Genomic DNA, 11654 nt, shown 5'->3' on the forward strand with positions numbered 1-11654 from the left:
CTGATTGTCATCAATATTCTCGTCAACAAACAGGTGAAGTAGCTCTGCCGCTTTCGTGACATTGTCCGCAGCTGACTGCCAGGACAGGAACACTGCTTGTTGTGCAAAGGCGTTGGCGGCTTCCTGTTGTTTTCGGATATGGTAAACAAACCCATCCGTCAGGCGCTCCAGTGCAAGTTGCATGCGCTCTGTCAGATGACACAGTAACCACAGGTGCTGCTGTGAGCGTTTGAAGCGCCGCACTTTACTGCCGTAGTAATCAATAAGGCCGCTGAAGTGTTGTCGATTTTTTAGCGACAGATTGAGCCTGTCCACAACGTCATTTATTTGCGTGTTCCATGGTGCTAACCGGTGGTAAATGGCGAGCTCTTTTTTAAGCTCAGGCACGGTCAGACTTTTGGCACCACCCCTGAGATGGCTCAGACTCAGCCCGTCGTCTTTAGTAGTGATTATGTTGTCCAGAAAGACGTTAAGTTCATTACTGGTAAGTTGATTCAGTTGGAGCGTCAGGTCTTTTCTGACCTGTTGCATTGTGCGGCTTATCAGTCTTTGAAGCACGGAGTACTTAGGAATGGCAATGTTATGGCTGGCAAGGTATTCAATGGCCGCATCAAAGAGGTGTCGAGGCTCCAGCCAGGCATGACCAATGTAAACCAGGTGGTGGCACAGAGCATTGAGGTGCTGTTTTTCATTCCACTTATTGTAATTAAGTAGACGCAGTATCCTTGAGTAAATACGGTCACGCTGCATTTTACTGACACTGAAAGGCTTGATCCCTTTACCTCTTTGAATTTGGGAGGCAATAAACTGCATGTCGATACTGATATCACGGAAACTCGGAGCAATGATCACTGGCTTAGATTTAAAATAGCCCAGAAGCGCCACGAAATAACAACGATGTTTAGTAAGCCTGATAGTACGGCATTCGGCCTGTTCTACATCGTTTAGCGAAAAATACAAACGTTGTTCCTCAATAGAAAACTGAGGTGCTGAATACAAGTCTCGTTGTTCTGCCTGAGTCAGAATCGAGAGTTCATTACTAATTGCCATGATGAATAAACGCCAATATGATTGATGGTGTTTATATAAGATGGCAGAATATTGGAAGGTAACCCACCGCCACAGACCATATAATATAATACCTGTAGCGTTCTATGTTACTTTAGAGGGGAAAATCCCTAGAACCCCTGAACAGGTGTGGTTGCTTCTTGTGTAAATTGACACAATTGTGTCAATATTCTGGAGTGATTATTGAGGTGTAGAATGGTATGAAAGAGAGGAAAAACAGCACTATTCATGATGTGGCGAGAGTGGCCGGTGTTTCGATTAAGACAGTTTCCAGAGTAATCAATAAAGATCTAACCGTGCGCAGTAGCAATCGGGAAAAGGTTGAAAGTGCTATTCGCCAAACTGGTTATCAACCTGATCTGAATGCCCGGCGATTAAGAACTCAACAATCTTATCTTATAGCACTACTCTACGCAGTACATGATTCCAATTCATACTCCTCCCGTCTTACTTATGGTGCGGTTAGCGCCTGTGATGAAGCTGGTTATGATTTATTGGTTCGTCCGTGTGACTTTGTAAACTATAATGATATATCAGCTATTGTTGAGCATATTGCGAATCGTTCGAATCCCGATGGCTATATTATTGCGCCGCCATTAAGCAATGATCCAGACTTAATTAGAACGTTAAAATCACTAGATAAAGGCATTGTCAGGATTGCACCATTAAATATAGATGAAGATGACTGCGTTTACACGATGGAATACGATGGTGCTTTGACGGCGATGCGACACTTGATGAGTGTAGGTCATACTAAAATTGCTTTTATCAATGACCTAAAAGGATATGGAGGTGTATCTCGATTCGAGGGTTACCAACAAGCCCATAAGGAAGCAGGATTAGAAATTGAACCATCATTAGTGAAGACCCTAGAGGGCACTGACAGTGAGTATGAGATGGCAGTAAGGCAGTTACTAAATAATGAAAACTGTCCTACAGCCGTTTTTTGCTCTACAGATTATCTGGCAATGTTGATATACCGGGTTGCTAATCAATTGCACCTGAAAATTCCTTACGACCTATCGGTCATAGGCTTTGACGACGATCCTAATTCGCGAAATATATGGCCACCATTGAGTACTATTCGTCAACCGGTTGTTAATCTTGGGCGTGCGGCAGCAGAAAAGCTTATTTATTCCTTAATACAAAAGCAGCATGTTAACCACAAACAGGATTTGGCGTGTGAGTTAATAATGCGGAGTTCCTGTGCGCCTAATTTGTAATTGTTTGAGCGTCACTAATAAGTAGTTTGGTTGAATAATCTTTTGGGTTTAGGGTAAACGGTTTTCTTTACTTACCATAGGTGTAGAAACCAAAAGTGAGTCGATAAAAAATGCCAGTCAGCTTAACTGACTGGCATTTTTTATTAGCGAAATAATCAGAACGGGTACTGAATTCCCTGGTTCATTACGCTTATCCATTTACTGTGGGTAAACTCATCAAGGTTTACCGGACCGCCAATACGGCCAGCATCCCCTGAGTCTTTTAACCCGCCAAACGGAATGTGATACTCATTGTTTACCGTTTGATCATTCACATGCACCATACCGGCTTCTATCAGCCCGGCCAGGTATTCGCCTTTGGCACTGTCTGCGGTATGAATGGAGGCAGATAATCCCAGCGACGTCGCATTGGCCAGCGCAATGGCTTCCTGCTCAGTGCTAAAGGTTACAATGGGGGCAACCGGGCCAAATATTTCCTGCTGAAATACCGGCATATCCGGTGTTACGTTAGTCAGTACGGTTGGGCGCACTAATCGGCCCTCAACCGTGCCGCCGGCAATCACTTTGGCGCCCATTGCCACAGACTCATCAATCAGAGCCTCAACCTTATCGGCCTGGGTCTGGTTAATTAACGGGCCAAGATGGCATTGTTCGGTAAACGGGTTTCCGGCATACAGGTTATTAGCGCGTTCAGCCAGTGCCGAGGCGTAGGCTTCGGCCACGTCCTTGTGGACAATATGACGCCCGGATTGCATGCATATCTGCCCCTGATGGAGGAACGCACCCCAGGCAGCACAGGATGACGCTGAAGCGATATCTGCATCGGCCAGCACGATAAAGGCATTGTTACCGCCCAGTTCCAGCGATGTTTTCTTGAATGTTGCGGCGCAATGCTTCGCGATTGAGCGGCCCACCGCAGTGGATCCGGTAAACGCGATCATGCCGGTATCCGGATGCTCAACCACGGCCTGACCTGGTTCGGCACCACCCGGCAATAAACCCAGCACATGGTCAGGTAAACCCGCCTCGCGCATCAGTTGCTGAATAATCACCCCGCCGGTAAAAAAGCTCTGCGGATCGGGTTTCAGCACTACACTGTTGCCCATGGCAAGGGCCGGTAATACCGCTCGTAATGAGAGTAACAATGGAAAGTTCCACGGTGCGATAACGCCAACTACGCCTACCGGAATGCGCACACGCATGTTTTTGCGCCCCGGCATCGCCGATGGGTATATTTCGCCATTGGGTGCCTGGGTCTGACTGGCGGCCATATAGGTTTGTTCTACACAAGCCTGTAATTCCCATTCGCTTTTAGGCCGGATAGAGCCGCATTCTCTGGCATTCCAGGCATGAATAAGTTCGGCATTGGCTTCGAGTGCCTGCGCAAATCGGCGCAGGATACCAGCGCGGGTTTCAAAGGTGGTGGCAGCCCAGTCCGGCTGTGCCTGCTTACAACGGCTGATGACATCGCCTGCTTCGGCGGCAGTGGCAGCATTAATACTGCCGAAAACGGTGCCGGTGGCAGGTTCGACAATGTCGAACGCAGCACCGGAGAAGCCAGATGTGTAGTCGAGGGAAAAGTCACTCTGGCTGATGTCTTGATAATTCATGCTAATACCTTAACTTGGATTCGTTTGGTTGATGTGATCGGCAATGTAACTGGCCAGCGCATAAACCGTTTCAGACGGGTTATAACCAATTGATGTGGGAAGCAGACTGGCATCTACCACATACAGCTTCTTAATGTCGTGGGTTTCACCATAGGGGTTAACCACGGTTTTGGTTTTGTCGGCCCCCATCCGGCAGGTGCCCTGTGGATGGAACGACGTGTAGCGATAACGCGCCGGTTCATTTTCAAGGGCATCAATAACGCTGTCGATGTCGTCCACGGAATTGATCCGCTGTTTATCTGACGTCGGCAGGTACAGGTATTTGGCACCGGCTGCAAACAGAATGCGCGCATTATCCTTCAGGCCTTTCTTCATGGCTTCAAAGTCTTCATCGTCTACCTGATAGCGAATTTCCTTGTAGCCGTTTTCCAGCGTTACTTCACCCACGTTTTTATCGTGGATCAGGGTAATCAGCCGCGTGGAGTTAGGGTAGTTCTGCATGTAGCGCACGTAGGGTTTACCCGTTCCTGGCTCCGCCATAAATGAGGCTTCTACGGGATCCTGAACTGCATTGAGTTGGATCCAGCCTCCATCATCCGGCAGGGTATGGCTGTCGTCGAACAGGCTGTGTGTAGCGCCGTGGAAATCATTCAGCTGTTTGTCGAACATTGCGGTAACGGAAAGTGACGGGTGGCAGGCGAAGTTTTTACCCACCTGACCACTGGAGTTTGCCAGCCCGGATTGTTGTAACAGCAGCGGCGAGCCTGTAGGCCCTGCAGCCAGCACCACTATAGGCGCATTGACCTTCATGCGGGTTTTTACCTTGCCAGTTTTCGGATCGACAACTTCAGCATTTACACCACTGGCAGCACCGTTGACGGTGTTAATTTTGGTTACCCGGGTATCGGCATAAATAACGGCGCCGTGATTACATGCCCAGGGCAGGTAAGTCACCATCATCGATTGTTTACGGTCAGTTTTGCAGCCAGCAAAGCAAAAGCCGGTCATGGCGCAATCACGTATATTGCGTCGGGCCAGGCCCAGCGGAATATCCAGCTTCTGCATACCTTTTTTAATGTACTCGGCACCCACGCTGGTTTCGTGACCTTTCACTTCGGTGATCCCGAGTTTTTTTTCGACTTTTTCAAAGTACGGCAACATGACATCGGGTGTGAGGTTCGTCAGGCCATATTCTTTACCCCATTTATTCAGGTAGTAATCCGGAGTACGGAAACACAGTGCGGCGTTGACCACGGTAGAGCCACCCACACAGCGACCCTGCAATACAGTAATATCGCCATCGGTGTTACTTTGTGCACCTTCACCTTCATACAGGGTGGCCATGGAAACGGCCATCATTTCGGTGAATTTTTCTGATGGTACATAAGGGCCAGCCTCCAGCACGATTACTTTTTTACCGGCTTTGGCCAGTTCGTAGGCATTGATCCCGCCACCCGCGCCAGATCCAATAATGACCACGTCGGCGTCAAGGTCGAGTTGGGCTGCAGTGATATCGGCAGCGGTTTTTACGTTTAACTGATTTTGAGTTGTAGACATCGTTATACTCCTACCGATATTTAAGCTTGTGGCTCGGGTGTAACACCGCGCTTTTTAAGTCCCCATTTTTCCGATACCGGACCGTCATAACCTAACGGTGCCCAGGTGTTCGGAATAGCCCAGTAAGCCAGCACAGTGAGCTTTTTAATCCCCATCGCTAAAGCACGATGCGGCGCTACATCTGAGTCTGCCCAGGCATCCACAAAGGCAGTTGCGTCGGCGTCGGATAGCTTGGTAAAAGGCTTGCCGTAGGCTTTTTCGGCGCTTTGATTAAAGTAATGAATACCCTGATTAAGCCCTTTACGGATATGCGGTGGCATGCCTGCCAGCAAGGCGCCTTCAATGGTCGGGATAACCGGTAACGTGGCCGGATTCACCAGGGTAGTGCCCTCGGTAGGTAAGGCGATAGCAAGCATTTTCTTAAATACGGCCTGCTCGGTTGCATCCATTTTGTTTTCGTCGGTCAGAATGCCTGCCATGACCTGCATAGACGAACAGCTCATGACGGTTGCGGTGATGGCGGTTGCCAGTTTTAAGAACTGCCTGCGTTGATTATTAATATGTGACATTGGATTGCCCTTTATCGTTGTGTTATAGCGATTACAACTACGTACAGCATGGTTACGCAGGGAGTGTGCCAAAAGTTAATTAAAAGTTAATTTGTTGATATTTATTTGGTTTTTTGAAAAGTGGTTTGGCAGTGTTTCATTTTGAAACACTGCCAGGCAGGTGCCAGTCTCAGTTTAATGCACTGTCAGAACGTTCTTTGGCCAGTTTGCGGTATAACGTGGCCCGGGAGATGCCCAGGGTCTTCGCTGCCTGGCTCATATTGCCGCTGCAATCCTCAACCACCTGATTGATCAGTTCCTGACTGGCCTGATCCAGTAAGCGTCCTGATCCCATTGGCTGGGCAGATGTCGAAATGGCGGGCTGAGATACGCAGGTCTGACAGGTTTGATACTCGTCGGGAAGCTCATCCATTTGAATGAGGGTAGTCTCATCACCAATGGCATCGGCATACAGCAACACATTGCGCAATTCGCGGATGTTGCCAGGCCAGTTATAACACTGAATAAAGCGTTTAACTTCGGCACTCAGGCTTTGTTTATGCTGGCAGTCGGCGTTAACAATAGTGGCAGCAATGGCCAGTTTATCATCCCGTTCCCGCAAGGGTTTAATGGGAATGGCAAAGCCTTTTAAACGAAAGTACAAATCCTGCCTAAAACGGCCTTCATCAATGGCTTGTTCAAGGTTGACATTCGTTGCACAGATAAGCTGAAAATCGACTTTATGTTCCTTTGATGATCCTAACGGACTCACCTCGCGGGTTTCCAGCACCCGTAACAAACGGCTTTGGAGGGCGAGAGGCATATCGCCGATTTCATCCAAAAACAAGGTACCTTTGTCGGCTTCGGCAATACGCCCTTTAAAACCATTTTTATCGGCACCGGTAAACGCACCGGCCTGATACCCAAACAGTTCGCTTTCGATGAGGTTTTCTGGAATCGACGCGCAGTTAATAGAGATAAACTTTCCACGACACTGACTGGCATCGTGCAGGTGACGGGCGGTAACTTCTTTACCAACGCCGGATTCACCATAAAGCATAACGGGTAAACGGTTGAGCACTCTGGCGCCGCGTTGTACCGACTTTGTCAGCTGTTCATCGCCGAAGGTCGTCTGTGATTCAGGCTTAATTTCTACAGTGGCCGGGTAATTAAACTGACTGGTATGCTTTACGGGGGCGACCTGAGGCGTTCTGATTATTCTTGAGGCCAGGGTGACGCCCGAGTGGAGGGTTAAATAAAACGGTTCGCCATTTGCCGCGCGTTTGCTGGTGACTAACTGAAAATCGGAACTGAATAAGCCGTCGAACCAGGTATCAAAAAAGCGCCGCTGGTCTGAAATAAAGGTTGAAGCGGCTTCGTTACAGCCAACCATCTTTCCTTCCGGCGTAATCGCCAGCAGCAGATTAGTGATATCACCGAATTGCCCGGAAGAGGGAATAATCTCGATAACATAGGTATCGCTAAGATTCAGGATCAGCGATTTCTGGATATTTCTGGCGCAGGTCTCAAGCATGTAAAACACGGCCATATCGTTAATGGAGTGTTCGTTGGTGATGTCCAGAGAAGCGCATAAACGGCCCATATGGTCAAAAACCGGTGCCGCCGCACAGTGAAAAGTGTTGTGTTGCTCTTTGTAATGTTCGCCGCCAAATACGCGGCTGAACTTTTTACTGTTTACTGCGCAGGACATGGCCGTTGTACCTACCACGTTCTCATTCAGCATGATGCCGTCTTTAAAGGCCTGGGCGATGCGCGAGTTACTTAGACGATTAGCCTGGCGAACCTGCAATGCATTACAATCCTGATCAGTTAACAAGACCGACCAGCCGGCACCTGCAACAGCCCTGAACAGCTGCTCGACATGGCGGTTTGAAACCGTAAGCAGCTCTTCATTCTGGTATTTAAGCTGGTCCAGAAGATCAGGCCTAATAAAACTGTATTCGAGTTTGCCTGACATGGGGAGGGTTTGGTCTGCACAGCGAAGCCACGACTCCCGAATGGCACTGGGTAGCATGCTGGCTACCTGAACATCTCCTTCAATAAAACGCTGACGGATTACACTTAATTCATTGCTCATTACTTCGACCTTTTGGGGTTTGCTGTGCTAACACATAGCGAAAACAACCGTAATTTCTGGTAATCGAAAAATAAAGCTTCAGTCTAGCATGAATTGTAAAATATTTGTAATATGTTTTATATGTGAATATTTGTTCGCTATATGAATTTGGTAGAGGGGTTGCCAAGTAAAAGCAGGATGTACTTATCAATGCTATGCACACCCTGTACTCTGAGGGAGACTATTTCAAGTTTAAAACACTTTTACAAAACGCAGATTAATGCGATCGGTTTCAAAAAAGCCATTTTCTACCGAAATACTGCGGCCATACTGAGCTTGCACCTGTAAATCTGGTTGTAAGAAGTGCTGCAGCGTAACCTGCCAGCGGTTATTGTTCAGCTCGTCCTGCTGCTCAACTTCGGACACTTGAGATTCTGCACCGAAGTCGTGGTAATAGTTTACTGAGGCGGTGGTGGTATCAGAAATATGGTAGTTCAGATGCACCTGATAACCGTATTGATCGTCCTGTTTACGGGTGATCCCTGATGCGCCAAAATCGTCATTATCGCCAAAGAAGGTGTATTCACCCACCAGATGAAGGGAAAACTGCTCGCTGATTGGCGTAATAAAGGCCGCCTGGGTAATAAACTTAGTGCGGTTTTCGCCTAGATTCACTGGACCTTTTTCAGTGTCGTAACTACCTAAAGGTACTGAAACCAGCCCTGTTACGCCAACTGCTTGTTTGGTGTCCGGGTTATTATACAGCCAGATAGTGGCCCCTAGTATAGGGTCTCCAATGCCTGATGCTTCGATTTCTGCGCCGCCAGCATTAAGTTTGAGTTGTCCAAACGGTAGGATCACCTGAGGATCGATAATAAAACCGCCCAGTTCAATGTAGTGCACCCAACGCAACAGGCCAATGTCGGCACTTAACGTCGGGCCGTTTTCAACCTGCTGGCCATTAACGTAGAACTCATCGTTTTCAAATGACTGAAGGTACAAAATGCCCAGGTCGATGCCCGCTGGAAGTGGCGCGTAGTCACCCGGATCGGTAGCTACCTGAGCTGCCTGAGCGGTAGAAGTTAATGCCGCACATGACAGGCTTAGTGACAGCAAAGCTGGTTTTAACCGTGTGTTTTTCATCTAGTTATCCTTATAAAAGTTAACGCATTACGTCATATTTGTTATTGCATTTAACATTCCATAAACAAAAACCGTATTTCAAAACAATCATTTAGCCTTGTTATGTTAATAAAATTACATATCGGAGTGTTTTAAAAAACTACACCAGGTGTTATGTGATTCTCAAAATGAAACACTTTGCGGTAGCGACTATTCGTGTCAAATCCTTTTACCTGCTGGTAAATCGCGTACCGCGTGGAGTCCGGCTATTTTCTCGGTGTTTGTAAATGCGGTGTTAATTTTGCATTCTCTCAGCACTCCATTCACGCCGGCGATTTTTACGGTGAATGGACCTTTAACAAGCAGTAGGAGCGAATGTCGTGGAAAAGGCAGATAAGTTAAACCTGCAGGTAAAGCAGATTAAAATAAAACAATACGGATTTGGAATGCTGGCACTCTCAATGTGGTGGCTGGCTACAGGCATACCATTTTATTCCGGATCTGTTTCATTAAGTTTGTTGGCTAGCATTATTGCAACCGGGAGCAGTATTTATGTCATGCTCCTGGGTCGTCGGTTCCCGAAATCTGAAGTGTTTACCATATATCAGGAAGTCGAAGTTGAACCGCCAGCAAACGAGCCACAGACGTTATGTCAGCAACTACCTTCTAATGATCAGGAAAATGCCGTTCAGGATAAACAGAGAGAAGAGACTGTAATTGAGCAGCTGTGCCCGGAAATCGCCAAAGCCTCAGCCATATTATCAGAGATTCTGCTGGGTATGGAAAAAGCCAGGGAATTAGCGGGCTACTCCGGCAAAAAAGTGAATGAGAGTTTCGAGTATACAAAGAATTGTCAAACGGCGAGTGAATATTTGGCCGAGCACATTGTAACGGTAAAAAATGTGTTTATTCAGCTTACCCATCAATCTGACAAAATAGCGGTTATTGTCGGGCAGATTCAGGATATTGCTAAACAAACTAATTTACTGGCTTTGAACGCGTCAATTGAGGCCGCCCGAGCAGGCGAGCATGGCAGAGGGTTTGCAGTCGTTGCCAATGAAGTGCGAGAGCTGGCAAATAGCGCTAATACGTCCAGTGAAGAGATAGGAGCAATTGTTAAGCAGTTAAAGGAAACGTCTGCCGATGCTGGTAATGGTATGGAGGCCGCGGTCGTCGCCAGTGAAGACAGCTTAAATCAATCTACCCTTGCACTTGAGGCCATGGTGGAGATCACCCAGGGTGCAAAGGAAAGAACGGCGGTCGTCGGTGAGATTTATCAAAAATTACTTTTGCAGCAGTCAACGTTAAACACGTTGTCACTACTTTTAGAGCGCGGGGATGTTTGCAACTTAGTGGTGTCGGAGCAATCTCAGCTTTACTTAAGATAGGCGAGCAATGTTAAGCCCAATGATCATAAGTAAATTGAGCTGAAATTATTAAAATTGAGACGTTCCGTAAAGATAAAAAACCGACTCTCGTCAATTTGTGTTCAGATCTAAAATTAGTACCAAAGGATGGTTTATCCCAGAATCATTGTCCGGAATGCCGGAATGCCGGAATGCCGGAATGCCGGAATGCACCTTACATATTGTAACGAACTATATGAATCTCACACTTAAAGCGTAACGATTACGTCATCGAACGGAATCACGAATTTATCTTCCTCCTCATGTCGTAAAGACACTAAATTGCGCAGTAAAACTTCAATCTGCTCGGCCCTAATATTCGAGTCTAGAGCCAGTTCATACTCTGTAATTTGTACTGCGTCATTTTCTAAAAACGGCATTCCATAGGCCCTCTTAGTAAAGACTCTTATTCTAATGGATCGCTAGCTTTACAATACTGTACGCATGGCCAGAAACGCAGCTAGCAACAAATAGCTCTGCTAATATTTGAGGAATGATTTGATGTCTTCTAACTGCTGAAACTGATCGGAATGCCCTGCAGTTATTCCTTGGCTTTAATGCTGCCCCTGTTCGCATTCATTGCCGAGAGTTAGTGGATTTTGCAATACATATTAGCTCATTTGCCTGAGCCATATATGTTGACGCTCACAAAAAATAAATTGCGCGAACAACTTCACACGAGAATTCAAAACAAGATTAAAGTATAAATATTTAAAATCATGATATTAAGATGCCATTCGTTCGTGCGTAGTGTAATTGTAGTCACAAAAGAACGGTTTTGTGACAATGGGGGTTACATCAACAAACGCTTCGCACACATTATTAATCACAATAACTTAACTCTTTCTTCTTAGTCTAAGCAGCATAGTAATATAAAAGGTGGAAGTGTTAAATTGTAAAAGCTGAAACCATTTCTATAGAAAAGGACTAGACGCTAGTTCTTTCTCAAAAAACTGAGTCCTTCAGTTGGCTCTAAACCAAGCGCCTCGCAATATTGCACATACTCATATACATTTAGCTTACGTTGAAATGTTTCAACTTGG

The 11654-nt window shown here is 46.7% G+C and carries 8 protein-coding genes and 1 pseudogene; 2 read left to right on the forward strand and 7 right to left on the reverse strand.

Annotation, left to right across the window (positions count from 1 at the left end; genetic code table 11):
- On the reverse strand, positions 1 to 1050 hold a 1050-nt coding region (locus ACFI6J_RS20950), incomplete at its 3' end, for a DUF4158 domain-containing protein (protein WP_462586379.1).
- Between the two features lie 218 nt (positions 1051 to 1268).
- On the opposite strand from ACFI6J_RS20950, the gene ACFI6J_RS20955 reads away from it, so the two are divergent.
- The gene (locus ACFI6J_RS20955; RefSeq protein ID WP_287149488.1) at positions 1269 to 2291 is read left to right on the forward strand and encodes a LacI family DNA-binding transcriptional regulator; all 1023 of its coding nucleotides are present in this window, start codon (positions 1269 to 1271) and stop codon (positions 2289 to 2291) included.
- Between the two features lie 155 nt (positions 2292 to 2446).
- Here ACFI6J_RS20955 and ACFI6J_RS20960 read toward each other — a convergent pair whose 3' ends face one another.
- From ACFI6J_RS20960 to ACFI6J_RS20980, 5 genes are all read right to left on the reverse strand, one after another.
- Positions 2447 to 3901 (reverse strand): aldehyde dehydrogenase family protein, encoded by a 1455-nt coding sequence (locus tag ACFI6J_RS20960; protein WP_218309929.1) that lies wholly within the window; start codon positions 3899 to 3901, stop codon positions 2447 to 2449.
- A 9-nt stretch (positions 3902 to 3910) separates the two neighbouring features.
- Positions 3911 to 5458 carry an FAD-dependent oxidoreductase gene (locus ACFI6J_RS20965; protein ID WP_218309930.1) on the reverse strand — a complete coding sequence of 516 codons (1548 nt, stop codon included), beginning with the start codon at positions 5456 to 5458 and terminating at the stop codon, positions 3911 to 3913.
- Between the two features lie 20 nt (positions 5459 to 5478).
- Positions 5479 to 6027: a gluconate 2-dehydrogenase subunit 3 family protein gene (locus ACFI6J_RS20970; RefSeq protein ID WP_218309931.1), complete on the reverse strand. Its 549-nt coding sequence runs from the start codon at positions 6025 to 6027 to the stop codon at positions 5479 to 5481.
- 169 nt (positions 6028 to 6196) lie between these two features.
- Positions 6197 to 8104 (reverse strand): sigma-54-dependent Fis family transcriptional regulator, encoded by a 1908-nt coding sequence (locus ACFI6J_RS20975; protein ID WP_338854093.1) that lies wholly within the window; start codon positions 8102 to 8104, stop codon positions 6197 to 6199.
- Between the two features lie 231 nt (positions 8105 to 8335).
- Positions 8336 to 9226 (reverse strand): transporter, encoded by an 891-nt coding sequence (locus ACFI6J_RS20980; RefSeq protein WP_187447769.1) that lies wholly within the window; start codon positions 9224 to 9226, stop codon positions 8336 to 8338.
- A 359-nt stretch (positions 9227 to 9585) separates the two neighbouring features.
- Between ACFI6J_RS20980 and ACFI6J_RS20985 the strand changes: the two are divergent.
- Positions 9586 to 10434, forward strand: a pseudogene (locus ACFI6J_RS20985) (methyl-accepting chemotaxis protein); the annotation flags it as partial.
- Positions 10435 to 10820: 386 nt separating this feature from the next.
- Here ACFI6J_RS20985 and ACFI6J_RS20990 read toward each other — a convergent pair.
- Positions 10821 to 10991, reverse strand: a complete 171-nt coding sequence (locus ACFI6J_RS20990; RefSeq protein ID WP_187447770.1) for a hypothetical protein — start codon at positions 10989 to 10991, stop codon at positions 10821 to 10823.
- Positions 10992 to 11654: the final 663 nt, after the last annotated feature.

This window comes from Alteromonas sp. G4i13 (assembly GCF_054960505.1).